The following is a 23004-nucleotide window of genomic DNA, read 5'->3' as shown; positions in this document are numbered from 1 at the left end:
GGAAGACGAATGGCGACGCTGACAGAAGATGATGTGCTTGAGCAACTGGACGCACAGGACAATTTATTGTCATTTATGAAAACTGCGCATTCTATTTTGCTCCAGGGGATACGCCAGTTTCTGCCGTCGCTGTTTGTCGATAACGATGAAGAGATCGTCGAATATGCAGTGAAGCCGTTACTCGCCCAAAGCGGCCCGCTTAACGATATTGATGTTGCACTGCGTTTGATTTATGCGCTGGGGAAAATGGATAAATGGCTGTACGCCGATATCACGCATTTTTCCCAGTTCTGGCATTACCTGAACGAACAGGATGAAACGCCCGGATTTGCCGATGACATTACCTGGGATTTTATCAGCAACGTCAATAGCATAACCCGCAATGCGACGCTCTATGACGCGTTAAAAGCGATGAAGTTCGCTGATTTCGCCGTCTGGTCAGAGGTGCGTTTTAGTGGGATGGTCAAAACGGCGCTGACGCTGGCAGTAACGACCACCTTAAAGGAATTAACGCCGTGAAAATCGAACTGACGGTGAATGGATTAAAGGTACAGGCACAGTACCCGAACGAAGAGATTGAAAATGTGCATACACCGTTGCTGCGTATGCTGGCAGCCTTACAGACGGTAAATCCGCAGCGGCGTACGGTGGTTTTTCTTTGCGCTCCGCCGGGGACGGGTAAATCTACCCTAACCACCTTCTGGGAATATCTCGCGCAACAAGACCCGGAACTACCCGCTATTCAGACGCTGCCGATGGATGGTTTTCACCATTACAATAGCTGGCTGGATGCGCATCAATTGCGCTCCTTTAAAGGCGCACCAGAGACATTCGATGTGGCAAAACTGGCGGAAAATCTGCGCCAGGTAATGGAAGGGGATTGTACGTGGCCGCAGTACGATCGACAAAAGCATGATCCTGTTGAAGATGCGTTGCACGTTACCGCACCACTCGTCATCGTCGAAGGAAACTGGTTGTTGCTGGACGACGAGAAGTGGCGGGCGTTGGCATCTTTCTGCGATTTTTCTGTTTTTATTCATGCCCCCGTTCAAATTCTGCGGGAACGCTTGATTAGTCGTAAAATTGCGGGGGGATTATCGCGGGATGAAGCCGAAGCTTTTTATGCCCGAACCGATGGCCCTAATGTCGAGCGTGTGCTGCTGAATAGTTGTCAGGCCAATCTGATATTAGAGATGACGGAAGAAGGCAGGTATCACTTCATAAGCTGACAATTTATTCCAGTTATTGTGCGGTTATTATTACGCCAGTCTGGAATAAAGCCTCCTGCAAGAAGGGAAGAAAGTGTGATACAAGTCAGATAATTGTCTTCTTTGACTGGACAATCATTCCTTTTATTCCACGTTTCGCTTATCCTAGCTGAAGCGTTTCAGTCGATTAAATGTTCGACAATTAACCAATCAGTCGCAGTTTGCGACAGGTAAGGTTTCCCCGGACGATTTGCTGGATTACTCTGTTTGGCAAATTTGCTCAGGGAAAACCTTGCAGGAGATCTATGACCGTACGCGTAGCGATAAATGGCTTCGGTCGCATCGGGCGTAATGTGGTTCGTGCTTTGTATGAATCCGGACGCCGGGCGGAAATTACCGTGGTGGCAATCAACGAACTGGCGGATGCTGCGGGCATGGCGCATTTGTTGAAATATGACACCAGTCATGGCCGTTTTGCATGGGAAGTACGACAGGAACGCGATCAACTTTTTGTTGGTGATGACGCCATCCGCGTATTACACGAACGTTCACTGCAATCGCTCCCATGGCGTGAACTTGGCGTCGATGTGGTTCTTGACTGCACCGGCGTATATGGCTCCCGCGAGCATGGCGAAGCGCATATTGCCGCCGGGGCCAAAAAAGTGCTCTTTTCACATCCTGGTAGTAATGATCTCGACGCGACCGTGGTTTACGGCGTCAATCAGGATCAACTTCGTGCGGAACACCGCATCGTTTCTAACGCTTCCTGTACCACGAATTGCATAATTCCCGTCATCAAATTGTTAGATGATGCGTACGGTATTGAGTCCGGCACTGTGACCACAATTCACTCCGCCATGCACGATCAACAGGTTATTGATGCATACCATCCTGACCTGCGTCGCACCCGGGCAGCCAGCCAGTCGATCATTCCAGTCGATACTAAACTGGCCGCCGGTATCACACGATTTTTTCCGCAATTTAACGATCGCTTTGAAGCAATTGCGGTGCGTGTACCAACCATAAATGTGACGGCAATCGATTTAAGCGTGACGGTGAAGAAACCTGTAAAAGCCAATGAAGTCAACCTGTTGCTGCAAAAAGCAGCACAAGGTGCATTTCATGGTATAGTTGACTATACGGAATTGCCGTTGGTCTCTGTAGATTTTAACCACGATCCGCACAGTGCCATTGTCGATGGCACCCAAACCCGGGTCAGTGGCGCACACCTGATCAAAACGTTGGTCTGGTGCGATAACGAATGGGGCTTTGCTAACCGAATGCTCGACACGACGTTAGCTATGGCTACTGTTGCTTTCAGGTAAGACGCAAGCAGCGTCTGCAAAACTTTTAGAATCAACGAGAGGATTCACCATGTCTGTAATTAAGATGACCGATCTGGATCTTGCTGGGAAACGTGTATTTATCCGTGCGGATCTGAACGTACCAGTAAAAGACGGGAAAGTAACCAGCGACGCGCGTATCCGTGCTTCTCTGCCGACCATCGAACTGGCCCTGAAACAAGGCGCGAAAGTGATGGTAACTTCCCACCTGGGTCGTCCTACCGAAGGCGAGTACAACGAAGAATTCTCTCTGCTGCCGGTTGTTAACTACCTGAAAGACAAACTGTCTAACCCGGTTCGTCTGGTTAAAGATTACCTCGACGGCGTTGACGTTGCTGAAGGTGAACTGGTTGTTCTGGAAAACGTTCGCTTCAACAAAGGCGAGAAGAAAGACGACGAAACCCTGTCCAAAAAATATGCTGCACTGTGTGACGTGTTCGTAATGGACGCATTCGGTACTGCTCACCGCGCGCAGGCTTCTACTCACGGTATCGGTAAATTCGCTGATGTTGCGTGCGCAGGCCCGCTGCTGGCAGCTGAACTGGACGCGCTGGGTAAAGCACTGAAAGAACCTGCTCGCCCGATGGTGGCTATCGTTGGTGGTTCTAAAGTATCTACCAAACTGACCGTTCTGGACTCCCTGTCTAAAATCGCTGACCAGCTGATCGTGGGTGGTGGTATCGCTAACACCTTTATCGCGGCACAAGGCCACGATGTGGGTAAATCCCTGTACGAAGCTGACCTGGTTGACGAAGCAAAACGTCTGCTGACCACCTGCAACATTCCGGTTCCGTCTGACGTTCGCGTAGCAACTGAGTTCTCTGAAACTGCACCGGCTACCCTGAAATCTGTTAACGATGTGAAAGCTGACGAGCAGATCCTGGATATCGGCGATGCTTCTGCGCAGGAACTGGCTGAAATCCTGAAGAATGCGAAAACCATTCTGTGGAACGGCCCGGTTGGTGTGTTCGAATTCCCGAACTTCCGCAAAGGTACTGAAATCGTGGCTAACGCTATCGCAGACAGCGAAGCGTTCTCCATCGCTGGCGGCGGCGACACTCTGGCAGCAATCGACCTGTTCGGCATTGCTGACAAAATCTCCTACATCTCCACTGGCGGCGGCGCATTCCTCGAATTCGTGGAAGGTAAAGTACTGCCTGCAGTAGCGATGCTCGAAGAGCGCGCTAAGAAGTAAAAAATCACAGGGCAGGGAAACCTGCCCTTGTTGCAGCGCGCTTTTAGAGCACGCATTTTTTCATACTCTAAATAATTCGAGTTGCAGGAAGGCGACAAGAGAGTGAATCCCCAGGAGCTTACATAAGTAAGTGATTGGGGTGAGCGAACGCAGACGCAGCACATGCAACTTGAAGTATGACGAGTATAAGGCCCGACGATACAGGACAAGAGACATGTCTAAGATTTTTGATTTCGTAAAACCTGGCGTAATCACTGGTGATGACGTACAGAAAGTTTTCCAGGTAGCAAAAGAAAACAACTTCGCACTGCCAGCAGTAAACTGCGTCGGTACTGACTCCATCAACGCCGTACTGGAAACCGCTGCTAAAGTTAAAGCGCCGGTTATCGTTCAGTTCTCCAACGGTGGTGCTTCCTTTATCGCTGGTAAAGGCGTGAAATCTGACGTTCCGCAGGGCGCTGCTATCCTGGGTGCGATCTCTGGTGCGCATCACGTTCATCAGATGGCTGAACATTATGGTGTTCCGGTTATCCTGCACACTGACCACTGCGCGAAGAAACTGCTGCCGTGGATCGACGGTCTGCTGGACGCAGGTGAAAAACACTTCGCTGCTACCGGTAAGCCGCTGTTCTCTTCTCACATGATCGACCTGTCTGAAGAATCTCTGCAAGAGAACATTGAAATCTGCTCTAAATACCTGGAGCGCATGTCCAAAATCGGCATGACTCTGGAAATCGAACTGGGTTGCACCGGTGGTGAAGAAGACGGCGTGGACAACAGCCACATGGACGCTTCTGCACTGTACACCCAGCCGGAAGACGTTGATTACGCATACACCGAGCTGAGCAAAATCAGCCCGCGCTTCACCATCGCAGCGTCCTTCGGTAACGTACACGGCGTATACAAGCCGGGTAACGTTGTTCTGACTCCGACCATCCTGCGTGACTCTCAGGAATATGTTTCCAAGAAACACAACCTGCCGCACAACAGCCTGAACTTCGTATTCCACGGCGGTTCCGGTTCTACTGCTCAGGAAATCAAAGACTCCGTAAGCTACGGCGTAGTGAAAATGAACATCGATACCGATACCCAATGGGCAACCTGGGAAGGTGTTCTGAACTACTACAAAGCGAACGAAGCTTATCTGCAGGGTCAGTTGGGCAACCCGAAAGGCGAAGATCAGCCGAACAAGAAATACTACGATCCGCGCGTATGGCTGCGTGCCGGTCAGACTTCGATGATCGCTCGTCTGGAAAAAGCATTCCAGGAACTGAACGCGATCGACGTTCTGTAAGATATTCCTTTCTGCTTATCTCAAGGCCCGCTCTGCGGGTCTTTTTTTCGCCAAAAGAAAAAATGCCTGATGCGCTACGCTTATCAGGCCTACACGTATCCTGCAATATATTGAATTTGCAGGTTTTTGTAGGCTGGATAAGGCGTTAAAGCCGCATCCGGTATGACAAAGCGCACATTGATATCTGTCTGAGGCCCGCTCTGCGGATCTTTTTTCACCAAAAGCAAGGTGATGCAGATGAGAAATCTGTGATCTATTTGGCAAAATTATGCTTTATTGTTTACCCTTGTCAGACTGCCCGTCATAAGGCGGCGGAGTGTATTTCTCCATTTTGAGTCAGTTGAAAAGGAATATTGAATGGAAGATTTGAATGTTGTCGATAGCATAAACGGCGCGGGGAGCTGGCTGGTGGCTAACCAGGCGCTGCTGCTAAGTTATGCAGTAAACATCGTGGCGGCACTCGCGATCATCATCGTTGGTTTGATTATCGCGCGGATGATTTCCAACGCGGTGAATCGCCTGATGATCTCCCGTAAAATCGATGCCACCGTTGCTGATTTTCTTTCTGCATTAGTCCGTTACGGAATTATCGCCTTTACGCTAATCGCTGCACTGGGCCGCGTGGGCGTACAAACAGCGTCAGTCATTGCTGTACTCGGTGCCGCCGGCTTAGCTGTTGGTCTGGCTTTGCAGGGGTCACTGTCTAACCTGGCCGCTGGCGTGTTACTGGTCATGTTCCGCCCGTTCCGTGCCGGAGAATATGTTGACCTCGGCGGCGTAGCCGGTACTGTGCTGAGCGTGCAGATTTTCTCCACCACCATGCGTACTGCAGACGGTAAAATTATCGTTATTCCGAACGGTAAAATTATTGCCGGGAATATTATTAACTTCTCCCGCGAGCCAGTTCGCCGTAACGAATTTATTATTGGCGTGGCGTATGATTCCGATATCGATCAGGTTAAGCAGATCCTGACCGATATTATCCAGTCTGAAGACCGCATTTTGAAAGATCGCGAAATGACTGTGCGTCTGAACGAACTTGGCGCATCGTCGATTAATTTCGTGGTCCGCGTCTGGAGCAAAAGCGGCGATCTACAAAACGTGTACTGGGATGTGCTGGAGCGTATTAAACGTGAATTTGATGCCGCCGGTATCAGCTTCCCATACCCGCAAATGGATGTGAACTTTAAGCGGGTGAAAGAAGACAAAGCTGCATAATCAACGCTGAGGCCAGATAATACTCTCTGGCCTCTCTCTTATTAGTTTTTCTGATTGCCAATTAATATTATCAATTTCCGCTAATAACAATCCCGCGATATAGTCTCTGCATCAGATACTTAATTCGGAATATCCAACGTGTTTTCTTATTACTTTCAAGGTCTTGCACTTGGGGCGGCTATGATCCTACCGCTCGGTCCACAAAATGCTTTTGTGATGAATCAGGGCATTCGTCGTCAGTACCACATAATGATTGCCTTACTTTGTGCTATCAGCGATTTGGTCCTGATTTGCGCCGGGATTTTTGGTGGCAGTGCGTTATTGATGCAGTCGCCGTGGTTGCTGGCGCTGGTCACCTGGGGCGGCGTAGCCTTCTTGCTGTGGTATGGTTTTGGCGCTTTTAAAACCGCAATGAGCAGTAATATTGAGTTAGCCAGTGCCGAAGTCCTGAAGCAAGGAAGATGGAAAATTATCGCCACCATGCTGGCAGTGACCTGGCTGAATCCGCATGTTTACCTGGATACTTTTGTGGTGCTGGGTAGCCTTGGGGGGCAGCTTGATGTTGAACCAAAACGTTGGTTTGCGCTCGGGACAATTAGCGCCTCTTTCCTCTGGTTCTTTGGTCTGGCTCTTCTCGCAGCCTGGCTGGCACCGCGTCTGCGTACGGCAAAAGCACAGCGCATTATCAATCTGGTAGTGGGATGTGTTATGTGGTTTATTGCCTTGCAGCTGGCGAGAGACGGTATTGCTCATGCACAAGCCTTGTTCAGTTAGGCGCTATCTGATGGAAAAATAAAACAGAGGCGCTAAGCTTGCCTCCAGAGGTCCTGAATTTTGGGCAAGTCAATTAACACGGAGAGACTAACGTGAAGTTCAAAGTTATCGCCCTGGCGGCATTAATGGGTATTAGCGGGATGGCAGCGCAGGCTAACGAATTGCCGGATGGACCGCATATTGTCACCTCCGGTACGGCAAGCGTGGATGCGGTGCCAGACATTGCCACTCTTGCGATTGAAGTCAACGTGGCCGCGAAGGATGCCGCTACTGCCAAGAAACAGGCGGATGAGCGCGTCGCACAATACATTTCCTTCCTTGAACTCAATCAGATCGCGAAAAAAGATATCAGCTCAGCGAACTTACGCACCCAGCCAGATTATGATTATCAGGATGGTAAAAGTATCCTGAAAGGCTACCGTGCTGTGAGAACGGTGGAAGTCACGCTCCGTCAGTTAGACAAACTGAATTCCTTGCTGGATGGTGCGCTGAAGGCGGGTCTTAACGAAATTCGTTCTGTATCGCTGGGCGTGGCGCAGCCGGATGCCTATAAAGACAAAGCGCGTAAGGCAGCGATTGATAACGCGATTCATCAGGCGCAGGAACTGGCGAACGGCTTTCATCGTAAACTAGGGCCGGTATATAGCGTGCGCTACCATGTTTCCAACTATCAGCCCAGCCCAATGGTGCGGATGATGAAAGCCGATGCCGCGCCGGTCTCAGCCCAGGAAACTTACGAGCAGGCTGCTATTCAGTTTGATGATCAGGTCGATGTGGTCTTCCAGTTAGAACCTGTGGATCAACAACCCGCTAAAACACCTGCCGCACAATAATACTTGTAGCCCGACGTATTGGTCGGGCTAATGCCTTTACCCGATATTGCCTCCTTTTTCTGTAATTTTCTGTAAAACCATGACGTAATCACCTATCTTTGCTCGCGGTTTCATCAAGGATAGGCTGACTGAAACGGTTAAGCGGACAAGGATGCGGGGGAGCGGGGATGGACATTTTTATTTCGAAAAAGATGCGCAATTTCATTTTATTAGCGCAAACCAATAATATTGCCCGGGCGGCAGAAAAAATCCATATGACGGCTTCGCCATTTGGCAAAAGCATTGCCGCGCTGGAAGAACAAATTGGCTATACGCTATTTACCCGCAAAGATAATAATATCAGCCTCAATAAAGCCGGGCAGGAACTGTATCAAAAACTGTTCCCGGTTTATCAACGGCTTTCTGCGATTGATAATGAAATCCATAACTCAGGACGTCGTTCACGAGAAATTGTGATAGGCATAGATAATACTTATCCGACCATTATTTTTGATCAGTTGATTAGTCTCGGAGATAAGTACGAAGGCGTGACCGCCCAGCCAGTTGAGTTCAGCGAAAACGGCGTTATCGATAATCTTTTTGACCGTCAGTTAGATTTTATAATCTCCCCACAGCATGTATCTGCACGAGTTCAGGAACTGGAAAACCTGACTATCAGTGAACTACCACCGCTGCGATTGGGCTTTCTCGTTTCTCGCCGTTATGAAGAGCGACAAGAGCAAGAGTTGCTTCAGGAGCTACCCTGGCTACAAATGCGCTTTCAGAACCGGGCCAACTTCGAAGCAATGATTGATGCGAATATGCGTCCTTGTGGGATCAATCCCACAATTATTTATCGACCTTACAGTTTTATGGCCAAAATCAGCGCCGTGGAGCGCGGACATTTTCTGACGGTGATCCCGCATTTTGCCTGGCGACTGGTGAATCCGGCAACGCTGAAATATTTTGATGCGCCGCACAGGCCGATGTATATGCAGGAATATCTTTATTCAATCAGAAATCATCGTTATACCGCCACGATGCTTCAGCATATTGCTGAAGATCGTGACGGGACGAGTCATTAACCCAGCATTGAGCCGGTTGCAATTAAATTACGGTGTAAATCGAATACGTGGCTAAGATCGTGGTGAATATGTCCGCCGGGCGCATTTTCCAGATAGCGATGCAGATAATCCCGATACATAGGATGTGCACAATTATCAATGATGGTGCGGGCGCGTTGAAGCGGGGAAAGACCACGCAGATCGGCGATCCCTTGTTCGGTGATGATCACTTTGACGCTGTGTTCGCTGTGATCAACATGGCTGCACATTGGCACGACGGTTGAGATCTTGCCTTCTTTAGCAATCGACGGGGCCATAAAGATCGACAGATACGCGTTGCGTTCAAAATCACCGCTGCCACCGATGCCGTTCATCAGATCGACCCCGGCTACGTGCGTTGAGTTGGCATGCCCGTAAATATCAAACTCCAGGCCGACGTTCAGAGCGATGACGCCCAGACGACGGATGATTTCCGGGTTATTGGAAATCTCCTGCGGACGCAACACAATGCGGCTGGCAAAGTAATCCATATTGTCGTAAATCTTGCGCAGGGAATCGGCCGAGATAGTCAGGCTGGAGGCGCTGGCCCCGCTGATTTTGCCCGTTTCCAGTAAATGCACCACCGATTCCTGTAGCACTTCCGAATACATCATGAACGGAGGAATTTCCGGGTTTTCCCCTAGTCGCGCCATGACTGCATTATTGATATTGCCCACGCCACTTTGCAGCGGCAGAAATTCCGGCGGAATACGCCCATGCGCCATTTCCTGCAACAAGAACGTGACCACGTTATCGGCAATCTGCTGGCACATGGGATTTTGCTTATCCAGCATATTACCGGCGTCGGGCAAGTTGGTTTCCACGACGGCGACAATCTTTTTCGGATCGATTTGCACATAGCGGGTACCGACGCGATCCATTGCATGGAAGATCGACACGCTATTGCGCCGCGGTGGCGCGCCAGGAATCACAATATCCGCCAGTTCTGCAACGCGCGGATCGTGATAGTGATTGAGTTCAATGATCACTTTCTTCGCCCGCAGCAGCCAGGTCGGCGCATTACCGATCCCGCTGGTTAACCAGACTCGACCATCCGGTGCCAGTGCCGATGCTTCAATGACGGCAACATCAATTTCGCCGAAGAAACCGTAATTGACCATTTGCGCCACTTCGCTCAAATGCAGGTCAACGAAACTCACCGCGCCCTGATTGATCTTTTTACGTAAACCGGACGATGTTTGATATGGCGCACGCCAGGAAACAGCATCGGCGTCAGAAAGTACATCGTCAGCGGCGGCGCTGATTGACGCCCCCGTCAGCAGGCGGATTTGATACGGCTTTTTGGCCTCATGCTGTTCGTTAGCTCTGCGGGCAATCGCGTTGGGTAGGGCTTTCGGCGAACCCGCCGGGGTAAAGCCGCTAAATGCCACCATGTCGTTATGCTGGATAATTTCTGCCGCTTCATCGGCGGTCATCCTTGTCCACTGAGTTTCCATTTTTACTCCTTCGATCGCAGGGATTAATGACCAACGAAATTAGGTTTACGTTTTTCGAGGAAAGCGTTCATCCCTTCCTGGTAATCTTCGCTGTCATAAACCGCGCGGCGCATCCCCTGAATACGTTCAAATTCATCGGAGTTCATGGTGTGTGCTTCGCCCAGTACACGCAGTTCTTCTTTGATAACGGCAATGGCTAACGGCGCTTTCTCAGAGATGTGATGCGCCATTTGTAAGGTGAAATCTTCCAGTTCTTCCACTTCCACAACATGGTTGAGGATGCCGACAGCCAGCGCGCGCTGGGCTGTGATTGGCGAAGCGGTAAAAATCAGCTCTTTGACAATGTGGAAGCCCGCGTCGCGGGTCAGGTTGTGAATGCCGACCAGGTTATACGGGACGCCGAGGTTTACAGGCGTCATTGAGAAGGTTGAGGTACTGGCGGCGATGATCAGATCGGAACTCATGATCATTTCAAATGCGCCCCCCCAAACACTACCTTCCACCATCGAAATGATCGGTTTCGGGAATTTTTGGATCATGCGGGTGATTTGACGCAACGGATCATCATAGGAGAGCGGATCGCGACCGCCAGACGGCAGTTCGTGAATATCGTGACCTGCGGAGAAGACTTTGGATCCACTCGGCGCGCGCAAAATGATACAGCGAATTTCCGGCCGGTTGAGATCGCTTAATGCCTGCATAAGATCATCAATAAAGACTTTACTTAAGGCATTAAGTTTTCGGCCATAGTTAAACTCAATGACCGCCACTTTGTTGATAGTGACAACGTTCACATACTGATAAGACATAAAAATTCCTTTAATCAAAATATTGCGTCTGGATAAATTCACTGAGCTGTCGCAGGCCGGTGCGCGGTGAGAGCGTATTGTTTTTGACCGCTAAAAGCGTCTGGCGGTAATAGCGATCGAAATCTTCATTCGCGAACAGGTGATTCAGTACTTCTTCTTCGGTTTGTTTACGCAGCCATTCCACCGATTGTTGTTGCCGCACTTGCTGTAAACGACCACTGGCAGTTAGCGCGGTTTTGAAGTCGATGATGGCGTGCCAGATCTCATCGATTCCACGTTTTTCCAGTGCGCTACAAGTCAGAACTCGTGGCTGCCATTCGTCGTATTTACGTCGCAGAATATGCAGGGCACTCTCGTACATATGCCGGGCAATGGCGACATTGGTATGGTTATCGCCATCGTCTTTGTTGATAACGATCAGATCTGCCACTTCCATCAGCCCCTTTTTAATCCCCTGCAGATCATCGCCGCCACCGGCAATTTGCAACGAGATAAAACAGTCCACCATGCGGGCGACTTCCGTTTCCGACTGTCCGACGCCAACCGTTTCGACAATCACTACGTCATAACCCGCCGCTTCGCATAACAGCATTAATTCCCGCGCTCGCTGACTGGCACCGCCCAGATGGCCGGAGGATGGTACCGGGCGAATAAACGCCGCCTCGGCACGCGCCAGGTCATTCATGCGGGTTTTATCTCCGAGAATGCTACCGCCAGTGACCGGGCTGCTGGGATCGACCGCAATAACTGCAACCTTTAATCCCTCACGAATCAACAACATGCCAAAGGCTTCAAGAAAGGTGCTTTTCCCCGCACCGGGTGTGCCAGTAACGCCCAGTCGCAGGGCGTTACCGCAGTACGGCATAATGGCATCAAGTAGTTGCGTACTTAGCGACTGATGACGCGGGTGACGGCTTTCCACCAGCGTCATGGCCAGGGCGAGCGTGGCACGCTCACCCTGACGTAAGCGGCGAATACTTTCTGCCAGCGTGGCTTCATTAATCATGATGCTGGCTTATCAGATTCAGTACGTCGCGCACGCTGTCGAGCATAGGCGTACCTGGACCATAAATCGCCGCCACGCCGCGCTCCTGCAGGAAGGCGTAATCCTGCGGCGGAATGACGCCACCCGCGACCACGCAGATATCTTCGCGTCCCCATTTTTTCAGCGCTTCGACCAGTTCCGGGATCAGCGTTTTATGACCGGCAGCCAGTGAAGATGCGCCCACTACGTGAACGTCGTTTTCTACTGCCAGGCGGGCGATCTCTTCAGGTGTAGAGAACATCGGGCTTAAATCTACGTCGAAACCGAGATCGGAATAGGCGCTGGCGATCACTTTCGCGCCGCGATCGTGCCCATCCTGGCCCATTTTGGCGATCAGAATGCGCGGGCGACGACCATTGTCGGCAAGGAACTGCTCCGTTTGCGCAACAATGGCATCGAACTCGGAGGCCGATTTTTCCGACTGATGATAGCTTTGCGCAATCACGCCGGTAACACACTGGCTTGGCACCAGATAACGGTCGAAAGCGGCTTCCAGCGCATCGGAAATTTCACCCAGGGTGGCGCGAACGCGAGCGGCATTAACAGCGGCAGCCAGCAGGTTTTCGTTATGCTGTGCGGCGTGAGTCAGGGCGTTCAACGCGGCGGTTACGGCGGCATCATCACGGGTGGCGCGAATGCGTTCCAGCGAAGCAATTTGCTCGTTACGCACCATCACGTTGTCGATCTCAAGTACATCGGTTTCGTCTTCGTGATCCAGTTTGTACTTGTTGACACCAACGATGACACGCTTGCCCTGGTCGATCAACGACTGTTCGCGCGCGGAGGCCTCTTCGATCATTCGTTTTGGCAGACCTGCTTCGATCGCTTTCGCCATGCCACCGGCTTCGTCGATCTGTTGGATAATGGCTCTGGCTTGTTTGACGATTTGATCGGTCAGCGATTCAACGTAATAGGATCCGGCCAGTGGATCGACGGTGCGGCAGAGTTCTGATTCTTCCTGAATGATGATCTGGGTATTGCGGGCAATGCGTGCTGAGAAATCGGTAGGCAAACCCAGCGCTTCATCAAAGGCGTTGGTATGCAGTGACTGAGTACCGCCCAGCGTTGCAGCCAGTGCTTCAATGGTGGTGCGGATAACGTTGTTATACGGATCCTGTTCAGTCAGGCTCCAGCCTGAGGTCTGGCAGTGGGTACGCAGCGCCAGTGATTTCGGATCCTGTGCGCCAAATCCACTGACCGCTTCGCTCCATAAATAACGTGCCGCACGCAACATGGCGACGTTCATAAACAGATCCATGCCAATGCCGAAGAAAAACGACAGGCGAGGAGCGAAGTCATCAATTTTCAGCCCAGCGGAGATTGCTGCTTTGATGTACTCAATCCCATCAGCGAGCGTAAATGCTACCTGCTGCACGCAGTTGGCACCCGCTTCACCCATATGGTAACCGCTGATACTGATGGTATTAAATCGCGGCATGTTGCCGGAACACCAGGCGATGATGTCTGCGATAATACGCATTGACGGTTTTGGCGGGTAAATATAGGTGTTGCGGCAAAGATACTCTTTGAGGATATCGTTCTGAATGGTGCCTGTCAGTTTATCGGGTGTAACACCTTGCTCTTCTGCGGCGACAATATAAAACGCCAGTACTGGTAGTACTGCGCCATTCATGGTCATCGAAACCGACATTTTATCCAGCGGGATCTGGTCGAACAGGACTTTCATATCTTCCACGGTGTCGATGGCGACGCCCGCTTTGCCGACGTCACCCGCAACGCGCGGGTTATCGGAGTCGTAGCCACGGTGGGTGGCAAGGTCAAACGCAACGGAAAGACCTTTTTGCCCGGCGGCCAGGTTACGGCGATAAAAAGCGTTAGACTCTTTTGCTGTCGAGAAACCGGCATACTGACGGATAGTCCACGGTTGGGCGGTATACATAGTGGCACGCGGGCCACGAACGTAGGGTGGCAAACCAGGAAGGGTACCAGTCACTTCCAGATTATCGAGATCGGCTTCAGTATACAGCGGCTTGATGGCGATCCCTTCTGCGGTTTGCTGAACCAGCGAGTCGACAGTTTTCTCCCGACGACTCAATTCCTTGTTGGCAATCTGTTGCCACTCCTGCACGTTAGACATTATTTGCTCCATAAAACGCAATCAAAATGAGGGTATTTGCGCTTACGGTGAGCTTTTTACGTGGGTTTGTCGCCAGCAAAAAAAATGCATCCAGACGTCGTTTTTTGCCGCCTGAGATTTGTCTATTTTGTGATGTGATTCAAGGAATACAAAAAGAACTGGAGGTGATGCCTGGTATGTATTACCAGGCATTATTTGATGGATTATTCCTGACGAAGAACTTTGTGACCATAATCGAGCAACGCATCAGTGACTTTACGCATCATGCGGCTTTCAGGAGCAAAGCGGTGCCAGTAGAGCATCCGGCGTTGAAATAGCCCTGGCGTTAAGTCAATCAGTTCGCCGCTGGCCAGCTCTTTCTCGATTTGCAGGTGTGGGATCATACAGCAGGTGGTGCCCTGACGAGCAAGTTGCACGAATGCTTCCGAAGAATTAACGATATGGCACGGTACGCTGCCTGGGGGCAGATCGAAGTTTTGCTGCAAAAAGGCTTGGTGCATATCGTCAAGATGGTCAAAGGCGACCACAGGTGCTTTCAATAATGCCGAACGCGTTACGCCGTTAGGGAAATATTTTTCGGCAAACGGTTTTGAGCTGACGAACAGATAGTCAAGCGCACCGAGCTTATCGACAAGACAACTCGGCAGCGCCTGATGTTGAATACTCACCGCGCCGACCACTTCGCCGCGGCGCAGACGTTCCTGAGTGCGGGTTTCATCTTCTACCTGCAAGTTGAGGCGGATAGGCGAATCAGCTAACACAGGAGCCAGCGCCGGAAGCAACCACGTCGCCAGACTGTCAGCGTTGACCGCCAGTGAAAGCAGCAGCGGAGTTGAACCGGTTTGTTCATCGCCCAGCCACTCTTCTTCCAGTAACTCCACCTGGCGTAGCAGTGCCAGCAGTTTTTGCCCTTGTTCCGTCGGGCGCGGCGGTACGGTACGCACCAACAGCGGCTGCCCGAACATATTTTCCAGTTGCTTAATGCGCTGTGAGACGGCTGATTGTGTAATGCACAGCTTTTGTGCCGCGCGCTCAAATCCTCGTTCACGTATCACCGCATCCAGTGCCTGTAATGTTCTGTAGTCCGGGCGTTTCATTGCTGTTGTCTGCTCCTGGTAAATGCTTTTTCCTGCACTATGACACAATTTTGCGTCAGGTTGCATATACCGAAGCCGTCGGCGGGTACATTTGTATCAGTGGTTAAACACGCAGCTTAAAAGATCAGGGATTTGCGCTATTGCATTTCGCTCAGCGAGTTCGCGCCCTGGTTGTGTTGAATGGCGTGGCGTTATTGCCTCAATTTGCCTGTAAACAGGGGCTTGCCAACGGTGAACTGGTGCGCCTGTTCGCACCGTGGAGCGGCATACCCAGACCGTTGTATGCTTTATTTGCCGGGCGAAAGGGGATGCCCGCCATTGCGCGATATTTTATGGATGAGTTAACCACGCGGCTTGCCAACGGGGTCTGAATCGCTTTTTTTGTATATACTCGTCATACTTCAAGTTGCATGTGCTGCGTCTGCGTTCGCTCACCCCAGTCACTTACTTCTGTAAGCTCCTGGGGATTCACTCTCTTGTCGCCTTCCTGCAACTCGAATTATTTAGAGTATAATGCGAGTGAAATTTCATACCACAGGCGAAACGATCATGACGCAGGATGAATTGAAAAAAGCAGTAGGATGGGCGGCACTTCAGTATGTTCAGCCCGGCACCATTGTTGGTGTAGGTACAGGTTCCACCGCCGCACACTTTATTGATGCGCTCGGCACGATGAAAGGCCAGATTGAAGGGGCTGTTTCCAGTTCAGATGCTTCCACAGAAAAACTGAAAAGCCTCGGCATTCACGTTTTTGATCTCAACGAAGTCGACAGCCTTGGCATCTACGTCGACGGTGCAGATGAAATCAACGGCCACATGCAGATGATCAAAGGCGGCGGCGCGGCGCTGACCCGTGAAAAAATCATTGCTTCGGTTGCGGAAAAATTTATCTGTATTGCCGACGCCTCCAAGCAGGTTGATATTCTGGGCAAATTCCCGCTGCCAGTAGAAGTTATCCCGATGGCACGTAGTGCAGTGGCGCGCCAGCTGGTGAAACTGGGCGGTCGTCCGGAATACCGTCAGGGCGTGGTGACCGATAACGGCAACGTGATCCTCGACGTCCACGGCATGGAAATCCTTGACCCGATAGCGATGGAAAACGCCATAAATGCGATTCCGGGCGTGGTGACTGTTGGCTTATTTGCTAACCGTGGCGCGGACGTTGCGCTGATTGGCACACCTGACGGTGTCAAAACCATTGTGAAATGATCTGACGGGGGAATCTCCCCCGTTAAAAAAATTCTCTTCGTTAAATTTGGTGACATGTGTCACGTTTTTACCTGGCTATTGTCGATTGCTCTAAATAAATCCTCTAATCCAGCATATTCATCCAAGAAATACCTTTGCGTGATATTTCCTCAACATCGCGACGCAAACGTTCATATTGCCGCAATATTATTTTTTGATATGTTGAAAGGCGGATTCAAATCCGCACACAACATTTCAAAAGACAGGATTGGGTAAATGGCAAAGGTATCGCTGGAGAAAGACAAGATTAAGTTTCTGCTGGTAGAAGGCGTGCACCAAAAGGCGCTGGAAAGCCTTCGTGCAGCGGGTTACACCAACATCGAATTTCACAAAGGCGCGCTGGATGATGAACAATTAAAAGAATCCATCCGCGATGCCCACTTCATCGGCCTGCGATCCCGTACCCATCTGACTGAAGACGTGATCAACGCCGCAGAAAAACTGGTCGCTATTGGCTGTTTCTGTATCGGAACGAACCAGGTTGATCTGGATGCAGCTGCAAAACGCGGGATCCCGGTATTTAACGCACCGTTCTCTAATACGCGCTCTGTTGCGGAGCTGGTAATTGGCGAACTTCTGCTGCTATTGCGCGGCGTACCGGAAGCCAACGCTAAAGCGCACCGTGGTGTCTGGAACAAGCTGGCAGCTGGCTCTTTTGAAGCGCGCGGCAAAAAGCTGGGTATCATCGGCTATGGTCATATTGGTACACAGTTGGGCATTCTGGCTGAATCGCTGGGAATGTATGTTTACTTTTATGATATTGAAAACAAACTGCCGCTGGGCAACGCCACTCAGGTACAGCATCTTTCTGATCTGCTGAATATGAGCGATGTGGTGAGTTTGCATGTGCCAGAGAATCCGTCTACCAAAAATATGATGGGCGCGAAAGAGATTTCGCTAATGAAGCCCGGCTCGTTGCTGATTAATGCCTCGCGCGGAACGGTGGTGGATATTCCGGCGCTGTGTGACGCGCTGGCGAGCAAACACCTGGCAGGTGCGGCAATCGATGTCTTTCCGACGGAACCGGCGACCAACAGCGATCCGTTTACTTCGCCGCTTTGCGAGTTCGACAACGTCCTTCTGACGCCACATATTGGCGGTTCGACTCAGGAAGCGCAGGAGAATATCGGCCTGGAAGTTGCGGGTAAATTGATAAAGTATTCTGACAATGGCTCAACGCTCTCTGCAGTGAACTTCCCGGAAGTCTCGCTGCCACTGCACGGTGGGCGTCGTCTGATGCACATCCACGAAAACCGTCCGGGCGTGTTAACTGCGCTGAACAAAATCTTCGCCGAGCAGGGCGTTAACATCGCTGCCCAGTATCTGCAAACCTCTGCGCAAATGGGTTATGTGGTTATTGATATTGAAGCTGACGAAGACGTTGCCGAAAAAGCGCTGCAGGCAATGAAAGCTATTCCGGGTACCATTCGCGCCCGACTGCTGTACTGATCTCCCTTCTTTAACAATCAACGGGCAAGTCACTGGCTTGCCCGTTTTTTATCTGTTTTCCCCACATTTGCAGTGCCGTACATATGTCTTTGCGAGTCTGCTCGAAGAAATAAATCAAAGCAAGATCAATGCGTTGTGCTTATTTAAAGAGAGTTTACGATGGCAGGGCAGCATGGGGCTGTAACGGTAAAGCCCTCACCGAAGCGAGGGCTTGAAGGAGAAGGGTTATGATGCGACTCGTCATCATACTGATTGTACTGTTACTGATAAGTTTGCCAGCTTATTAACAGTCAGTCACAGGGGAGGAGCAATCCTCCCTTACCCTTACTCACTAAATTAGGTCAAAGAATCAACGATGTCAATCAGGGCGATGCAGGTGTGTCGCCCTCACCACTCCCAGACTTTCGACGGCGTAACTACTGCAGGAAGTGGAATATCCCACTCTTCAACGGGGAGTTTTTCCACCAACTGACAATCATGCGCATAACCCACCGGTTGCATTTTATAGTGCTGCCAGTTTTGTAAGGTCCGATCATAAAAACCACCGCCCATTCCCAGGCGCTGACCGTACTCATCAAAGGCGACCAGCGGTGTGATCAACACGTCTAATCGGGAAAGGGGTAGCACGTCACGCACATCCAGTTTTGGCTCATGGATCTTCAACCTGTTCATCACCAGTTCGCTTTGCGGATGGTAATTCAGGAACAGCAAATTACCGGCACTAAAGGGATGCAAAACTGGAAGATATACGCGCTTACCGGCGCGCCAGAGTTGTTCTATGAGTGGCTGGGTGTCGAGTTCGCCATCAAAAGAGAGGAATACAGCGACCGTATGCGCCATCACCACCGGGGGATAAGTCATCATCCGGGTAGCAGCTTGTTGACCCATTTCTTGCTGTTGTTTCGGCGTTAACGCACGACGACGTTGCCGAATCATTTTGCGGATTTCTTGTCGGGATAATGTCAGTGGGAGTTCTGGTAGTTGCGTCATGGCTGGTGCCAGATAAGAAGGGAATCTCCGAGATGCCGCCGCAGGCTGTAACCCTTGAACCCTTGGTTCAAGGTGAATGTGTCGTCACAGTTTTAAGGCTTCTCGGACGGACCGAGCATGCTCACCAACCGCGGAGCGCCACATTCTTGTGGTATGAAATATCGGCTCAGGGGACTGGCCCGCTTGCGAACATCTCAGAGAAATTTTGTCTTCACGGTTACTCTACCACAGTAAACCGAAAAGTGTCATTCAAAGTTTTGGTTAGTTTTTTCGGTGATGCGACCTTGTTCAAGTAACGCTTGTTCTATGGTCTGCTGCAGCATCCGAATACGCTGTTCCATGCTTGCCGCGTAATCACGAGTCTTCGCTTTTTCTTGCGCTAACTCATAGCTGATATTCAATGCGGCAATGAAGACCAACTGTTCAGTATTTGTGACTCTAGTGCGTTCTTTCAGATCTTGCAACCGTTGGTTCAGATCGTCCGCTGCCTGATTCAACGCATCCCTTTGGTCAGGCGGGCAGTTCACACGCAGTGAACGGCCAAAAATTTGGATATCGACGGGTTGTGCAGACATGCCACCTTCCTGCTGATTGACTGCGCTGCCTTCGTCTTTAGACCCATGGTCTGCGAAGGGGCGACACTATAGCTACCCTGATGAGAAGAGACAAGCCCTTTTCTGGTCCACCAGGGCCCAAAGTGGTAGCATATCATGAATATTCCTCCCTTTGACGACGAATGCTTATGTCTATACAGAACGAAATGCCTGGTTACAACGAAATGAACCAGTATCTGAACCAACAAGGGACGGGTCTGACCCCTGCTGAGATGCATGGTTTAATCAGTGGGATGATATGTGGTGGTAACGATGACAGCTCATGGCTACCGCTGCTTCACGACCTGACGAACGAAGGCATGGCTTTCGGTCATGAGCTGGCACAGGCATTGCGCAAAATGCACTCTGCTACCAGCGATGCCCTGCAGGATGACGGCTTCCTTTTTCAGCTTTATCTGCCTGATGGCGATGATGTCAGCGTTTTCGATCGGGCTGATGCGCTGGCAGGTTGGGTTAATCACTTCCTGCTTGGTCTTGGCGTTACGCAACCGAAGCTGGACAAAGTGACCGGCGAAACCGGTGAAGCCATCGACGATCTGCGTAACATCGCGCAGCTGGGCTACGACGAAGACGAAGATCAGGAAGAGCTGGAAATGTCGCTTGAAGAGATCATCGAGTACGTCCGTGTTGCCGCGCTGTTATGCCACGACACCTTTACTCATCCGCAACCGACCGCGCCAGAAGTACAAAAACCGACTCTACACTAAAAACAAAAAACGTAAGGAGAGTGTTATGAGTGAGATATCCCGGCAAGAGTTTCAGCGTCGCCGTCAGGCCCTGGTGGAGCAAATGCAACCCGGCAGCGCCGCGCTGATTTTTGCTGCACCAGAAGTAACACGTAGCGCCGACAGCGAATACCCCTATCGTCAGAACAGTGACTTCTGGTACTTCACCGGCTTTAACGAACCGGAAGCGGTGCTGGTGCTGATTAAAAGCGACGACACTCATAACCACAGCGTTTTGTTAAACCGCGTTCGCGACCTGACGGCAGAGATCTGGTTTGGTCGTCGCTTAGGCCAGGATGCCGCGCCAGAGAAACTGGGCGTTGACCGCGCACTGGCGTTCAGTGAAATCAATCAGCAACTTTATCAACTGCTTAATGGTCTGGATGTGGTTTACCACGCTCAGGGCGAATATGCCTATGCTGATGAAATCGTGAACAGCGCGCTGGAAAAGCTGCGTAAAGGTTCGCGACAGAATCTCACCGCCCCGGCAACGATGATCGACTGGCGTCCTGTTGTTCATGAAATGCGCCTGTTCAAATCGACGGAAGAGATTGCCGTACTTCGCCGCGCGGGTGAAATCACTGCCCTGGCGCATACACGGGCGATGGAAAAATGCCGTCCGGGAATGTTCGAGTACCATCTGGAAGGCGAAATTCACCACGAATTTAACCGCCACGGTGCGCGCTATCCTTCCTATAACACTATTGTCGGCAGCGGTGAAAACGGCTGCATTCTGCACTACACCGAAAACGAGTGTGAACTGCGTGACGGTGACCTGGTGTTGATTGACGCGGGTTGTGAATACAAAGGTTACGCGGGCGATATTACCCGCACCTTCCCGGTTAACGGTAAATTCACTCAGGCTCAGCGTGAAATCTACGACATTGTGCTGGAGTCTCTTGAAACCAGCCTGCGCCTGTATCGTCCGGGAACGTCCATTCAGGAAGTCACCGGTGAAGTGGTGCGCATCATGGTTAGCGGCCTGGTAAAACTCGGCATCCTGAAAGGTGATGTTGAAGAACTGATCGCCCAAAACGCCCATCGTCCTTTCTTTATGCATGGCCTTAGCCACTGGTTAGGTCTGGATGTCCATGATGTTGGTATTTATGGTCAGGATCGCTCGCGCATTCTGGAACCGGGCATGGTACTGACCGTAGAGCCGGGGCTGTACATTGCGCCGGATGCGGATGTACCAGAACAATATCGCAGTATCGGCATTCGTATCGAAGACGACATTGTGATTACCGAAACCGGCAATGAAAACCTCACTGCCAGCGTAGTGAAAAAGCCGGAAGAAATTGAAGCGTTGATGGCTGCTGCGAGAAAGCAATGAGCGTAATCATCGTCGGTGGCGGCATGGCGGGCGCGACGCTGGCGCTGGCTATTTCCCGGTTAAGTCACGGGGCGCTGCCGGTACATTTGATTGAAGCGACTGCGCCAGAGTCACATGCTCATCCGGGCTTTGATGGACGAGCTATTGCGCTGGCGGCGGGTACTTGTCAGCAACTGGCGCGCATCGGCGTCTGGCAATCTCTGGCTGATTGCGCAACCGCCATCACCAGCGTGCATGTCAGCGATCGTGGTCATGCCGGATTCGTCACCCTCGCCGCAGAAGATTACCAACTGGCGGCGCTGGGGCAGGTTGTCGAATTGCATAATGTCGGGCAACGGCTGTTTGCATTGCTGCGCAAAGCACCTGGCGTAACGCTGCATTGCCCTGATCGCGTGGTTAACGTTGCCCGTGCTCAGAGTCACGTTGAAGTGACGCTGGAGAGTGGCGAGACGCTGACGGGCTGCGTGCTGGTAGCCGCTGATGGCACCCATTCCGCGTTAGCCACCGCGTGCGGCGTTGACTGGCAGCAGGAGCCTTATGAACAACTGGCTGTGATTGCTAACGTTGCGACTTCCGTTGCGCACGAAGGGCGCGCTTTTGAACGCTTTACGCAACATGGCCCGCTGGCGATGTTGCCGATGTCTGACGGACGCTGTTCGCTGGTCTGGTGTCATCCACTGGAACGGCGCGAAGAGGTGCTGTCGTGGAGCGATGAGACGTTTTGCCGTGAACTCCAGTCGGCCTTTGGTTGGCGACTTGGGAAAATTACCCACGCTGGTAAACGCAGTGCTTACCCGCTGGCGTTAACCCGCGCCGCCAGACCTGTTACCCATCGTACCGTGCTGGTGGGCAATGCGGCGCAAACTCTGCACCCGATTGCCGGGCAAGGGTTCAACCTCGGTATGCGAGATGTGATGAGCCTTGCGGAAACCCTGACTCAGGCGCAAGAGCGAGGAGAAGACATAGGTGATTACGGCGTCTTGTGCCGTTATCAGCAGCGTCGGCAGAGCGATCGCGAAGCAACCATCGGTGTCACGGACAGCCTTGTACATCTTTTTGCTAACCGTTGGGCACCGTTGGTTGTCGGGCGCAACTTCGGGCTGATGACGATGGAACTATTCACTCCGGCACGCGATGTGCTGGCGCAGCGCACCCTCGGTTGGGTGGCGCGTTAAAGGCGGCTTTAAGGAAT

23 protein-coding genes and 1 other RNA gene are annotated in these 23004 nt (G+C 51.4%); 16 read left to right on the top strand and 8 right to left on the bottom strand.

Annotated elements, in window-relative coordinates:
- Positions 1-9 precede the first annotated feature (9 nt).
- The 9 genes from fumE to srsR all read left to right on the top strand — a co-directional run bounded on the left by fumE (position 10) and on the right by srsR (position 8929).
- On the top strand, positions 10-519 hold the full coding sequence (fumE, locus tag AACU19_RS16735) for a fumarase E (protein ID WP_000224157.1): 510 nt from the start codon (positions 10-12) through the stop codon (positions 517-519).
- Positions 516-1229 (top strand): nucleoside/nucleotide kinase family protein, encoded by a 714-nt coding sequence (locus AACU19_RS16730; protein ID WP_105278306.1) that lies wholly within the window; start codon positions 516-518, stop codon positions 1227-1229. Before fumE ends, AACU19_RS16730 begins: the two co-directional genes overlap by 4 nt.
- Before the next feature lie 284 nt (positions 1230-1513).
- Complete coding sequence (gene epd / locus AACU19_RS16725; protein ID WP_000218480.1) at positions 1514-2533, top strand: erythrose-4-phosphate dehydrogenase; 1020 nt, start codon at positions 1514-1516, stop codon at positions 2531-2533.
- 49 nt (positions 2534-2582) lie between these two features.
- The gene (pgk, locus tag AACU19_RS16720) at positions 2583-3746 is read left to right on the top strand and encodes a phosphoglycerate kinase (RefSeq protein WP_000111269.1); all 1164 of its coding nucleotides are present in this window, start codon (positions 2583-2585) and stop codon (positions 3744-3746) included.
- Positions 3747-3960: 214 nt separating this feature from the next.
- Complete coding sequence (fbaA, locus tag AACU19_RS16715; protein ID WP_000034372.1) at positions 3961-5040, top strand: class II fructose-bisphosphate aldolase; 1080 nt, start codon at positions 3961-3963, stop codon at positions 5038-5040.
- A gap of 357 nt (positions 5041-5397) precedes the next feature.
- Complete coding sequence (gene mscS, locus AACU19_RS16710) at positions 5398-6258, top strand: small-conductance mechanosensitive channel MscS (RefSeq protein ID WP_000389814.1); 861 nt, start codon at positions 5398-5400, stop codon at positions 6256-6258.
- 138 nt (positions 6259-6396) lie between these two features.
- Positions 6397-7032, top strand: a complete 636-nt coding sequence (gene argO / locus AACU19_RS16705; protein ID WP_000493349.1) for an arginine exporter ArgO — start codon at positions 6397-6399, stop codon at positions 7030-7032.
- Between the two features lie 92 nt (positions 7033-7124).
- Entirely contained in the window at positions 7125-7865 is a 741-nt protein-coding gene (locus tag AACU19_RS16700; protein WP_000669834.1) for an oxidative stress defense protein, read from the top strand.
- 167 nt (positions 7866-8032) lie between these two features.
- Positions 8033-8929 carry a LysR family transcriptional regulator SrsR gene (gene srsR, locus AACU19_RS16695; protein ID WP_000350807.1) on the top strand — a complete coding sequence of 299 codons (897 nt, stop codon included), beginning with the start codon at positions 8033-8035 and terminating at the stop codon, positions 8927-8929.
- Here srsR and scpC read toward each other — a convergent pair.
- From scpC to argP, 5 genes are all read right to left on the bottom strand, one after another.
- Entirely contained in the window at positions 8926-10404 is a 1479-nt protein-coding gene (gene scpC, locus AACU19_RS16690) for a propionyl-CoA:succinate CoA transferase (RefSeq protein WP_000449927.1), read from the bottom strand. The two genes, srsR and scpC, sit on opposite strands and share 4 nt — an antisense overlap.
- A 23-nt stretch (positions 10405-10427) precedes the next feature.
- Complete coding sequence (gene scpB / locus AACU19_RS16685; protein ID WP_000122080.1) at positions 10428-11213, bottom strand: methylmalonyl-CoA decarboxylase; 786 nt, start codon at positions 11211-11213, stop codon at positions 10428-10430.
- Positions 11214-11223: 10 nt separating this feature from the next.
- On the bottom strand, positions 11224-12219 hold the full coding sequence (gene meaB, locus AACU19_RS16680; protein WP_105278305.1) for a methylmalonyl Co-A mutase-associated GTPase MeaB: 996 nt from the start codon (positions 12217-12219) through the stop codon (positions 11224-11226).
- Entirely contained in the window at positions 12212-14356 is a 2145-nt protein-coding gene (scpA, locus tag AACU19_RS16675; RefSeq protein WP_105276716.1) for a methylmalonyl-CoA mutase, read from the bottom strand. The genes meaB and scpA overlap by 8 nt, the downstream gene beginning before the upstream one ends.
- 203 nt (positions 14357-14559) lie before the next feature.
- Positions 14560-15453 (bottom strand): DNA-binding transcriptional regulator ArgP, encoded by an 894-nt coding sequence (argP, locus tag AACU19_RS16670; RefSeq protein ID WP_001360955.1) that lies wholly within the window; start codon positions 15451-15453, stop codon positions 14560-14562.
- Positions 15454-15593: 140 nt separating this feature from the next.
- On the opposite strand from argP, the gene AACU19_RS16665 reads away from it, so the two are divergent.
- The 4 genes from AACU19_RS16665 (at position 15594) to AACU19_RS16650 (ending at position 18437) form a co-directional block, all read left to right on the top strand.
- On the top strand, positions 15594-15824 hold the full coding sequence (locus AACU19_RS16665; protein WP_000545308.1) for a LysR substrate-binding domain-containing protein: 231 nt from the start codon (positions 15594-15596) through the stop codon (positions 15822-15824).
- Between the two features lie 178 nt (positions 15825-16002).
- A complete protein-coding gene (gene rpiA / locus AACU19_RS16660; RefSeq protein ID WP_000189743.1) occupies positions 16003-16662 on the top strand; it encodes a ribose-5-phosphate isomerase RpiA in 660 nt (219 codons plus the stop codon).
- A 255-nt stretch (positions 16663-16917) separates the two neighbouring features.
- Positions 16918-18150 (top strand): phosphoglycerate dehydrogenase, encoded by a 1233-nt coding sequence (serA, locus tag AACU19_RS16655; RefSeq protein ID WP_001151604.1) that lies wholly within the window; start codon positions 16918-16920, stop codon positions 18148-18150.
- 227 nt (positions 18151-18377) lie between these two features.
- On the top strand, positions 18378-18437 hold the full coding sequence (locus AACU19_RS16650) for a type I toxin-antitoxin system Ibs family toxin (protein ID WP_100635201.1): 60 nt from the start codon (positions 18378-18380) through the stop codon (positions 18435-18437).
- Between the two features lie 100 nt (positions 18438-18537).
- Here the strand turns inward: AACU19_RS16650 and AACU19_RS16645 are convergent, their stop codons facing one another.
- From AACU19_RS16645 to zapA, 3 genes are all read right to left on the bottom strand, one after another.
- Positions 18538-19140, bottom strand: coding sequence for a 5-formyltetrahydrofolate cyclo-ligase (locus AACU19_RS16645; protein ID WP_105278304.1), 603 nt, complete (start codon positions 19138-19140; stop codon positions 18538-18540).
- A 20-nt stretch (positions 19141-19160) separates the two neighbouring features.
- Positions 19161-19344: non-coding RNA, 6S RNA (gene ssrS, locus AACU19_RS16640), on the bottom strand.
- Between the two features lie 41 nt (positions 19345-19385).
- Entirely contained in the window at positions 19386-19715 is a 330-nt protein-coding gene (gene zapA / locus AACU19_RS16635) for a cell division protein ZapA (RefSeq protein ID WP_001276008.1), read from the bottom strand.
- Positions 19716-19882: 167 nt separating this feature from the next.
- Between zapA and ygfB the strand changes: the two genes are divergently transcribed.
- From ygfB to ubiH, 3 genes are read left to right on the top strand one after another with little or no spacing between them, the layout of a single operon-like run.
- A complete protein-coding gene (ygfB, locus tag AACU19_RS16630) occupies positions 19883-20461 on the top strand; it encodes a UPF0149 family protein YgfB (RefSeq protein WP_001295378.1) in 579 nt (192 codons plus the stop codon).
- Between the two features lie 25 nt (positions 20462-20486).
- A complete protein-coding gene (pepP, locus tag AACU19_RS16625) occupies positions 20487-21812 on the top strand; it encodes a Xaa-Pro aminopeptidase (protein ID WP_105278303.1) in 1326 nt (441 codons plus the stop codon).
- Positions 21809-22987: a 2-octaprenyl-6-methoxyphenyl hydroxylase gene (ubiH, locus tag AACU19_RS16620; protein ID WP_105278302.1), complete on the top strand. Its 1179-nt coding sequence runs from the start codon at positions 21809-21811 to the stop codon at positions 22985-22987. Before pepP ends, ubiH begins: the two co-directional genes overlap by 4 nt.
- Positions 22988-23004: the final 17 nt, after the last annotated feature.

The sequence above is a fragment of the Escherichia sp. MOD1-EC4550 genome, assembly GCF_963876935.1.
Lineage (GTDB): Bacteria > Pseudomonadota > Gammaproteobacteria > Enterobacterales > Enterobacteriaceae > Escherichia > Escherichia coli_F.
The sequence above is the reverse complement of the archived record's forward strand: the minus strand, read 5'-3'. Positions and strand labels throughout refer to the sequence as shown.

Bases quoted from the DNA above. Each gene is read 5' to 3' on its own strand.
- fumE (WP_000224157.1), top strand. From the start codon at position 10: ATGGCGACGCTGACAGAAGATGATGTGCTTGAGCAACTGGACGCACAG.
- argP (WP_001360955.1), bottom strand. From the start codon at position 15,453: ATGAAACGCCCGGACTACAGAACATTACAGGCACTGGATGCGGTGATA.
- AACU19_RS16645 (WP_105278304.1), bottom strand. From the start codon at position 19,140: ATGACGCAACTACCAGAACTCCCACTGACATTATCCCGACAAGAAATC.
- scpC (WP_000449927.1), bottom strand. From the start codon at position 10,404: ATGGAAACTCAGTGGACAAGGATGACCGCCGATGAAGCGGCAGAAATT.
- epd (WP_000218480.1), top strand. From the start codon at position 1,514: ATGACCGTACGCGTAGCGATAAATGGCTTCGGTCGCATCGGGCGTAAT.
- scpB (WP_000122080.1), bottom strand. From the start codon at position 11,213: ATGTCTTATCAGTATGTGAACGTTGTCACTATCAACAAAGTGGCGGTC.
- fbaA (WP_000034372.1), top strand. From the start codon at position 3,961: ATGTCTAAGATTTTTGATTTCGTAAAACCTGGCGTAATCACTGGTGAT.
- pgk (WP_000111269.1), top strand. From the start codon at position 2,583: ATGTCTGTAATTAAGATGACCGATCTGGATCTTGCTGGGAAACGTGTA.
- srsR (WP_000350807.1), top strand. From the start codon at position 8,033: ATGGACATTTTTATTTCGAAAAAGATGCGCAATTTCATTTTATTAGCG.
- serA (WP_001151604.1), top strand. From the start codon at position 16,918: ATGGCAAAGGTATCGCTGGAGAAAGACAAGATTAAGTTTCTGCTGGTA.
- rpiA (WP_000189743.1), top strand. From the start codon at position 16,003: ATGACGCAGGATGAATTGAAAAAAGCAGTAGGATGGGCGGCACTTCAG.
- ygfB (WP_001295378.1), top strand. From the start codon at position 19,883: ATGTCTATACAGAACGAAATGCCTGGTTACAACGAAATGAACCAGTAT.
- scpA (WP_105276716.1), bottom strand. From the start codon at position 14,356: ATGTCTAACGTGCAGGAGTGGCAACAGATTGCCAACAAGGAATTGAGT.
- ubiH (WP_105278302.1), top strand. From the start codon at position 21,809: ATGAGCGTAATCATCGTCGGTGGCGGCATGGCGGGCGCGACGCTGGCG.
- meaB (WP_105278305.1), bottom strand. From the start codon at position 12,219: ATGATTAATGAAGCCACGCTGGCAGAAAGTATTCGCCGCTTACGTCAG.
- pepP (WP_105278303.1), top strand. From the start codon at position 20,487: ATGAGTGAGATATCCCGGCAAGAGTTTCAGCGTCGCCGTCAGGCCCTG.
- mscS (WP_000389814.1), top strand. From the start codon at position 5,398: ATGGAAGATTTGAATGTTGTCGATAGCATAAACGGCGCGGGGAGCTGG.
- zapA (WP_001276008.1), bottom strand. From the start codon at position 19,715: ATGTCTGCACAACCCGTCGATATCCAAATTTTTGGCCGTTCACTGCGT.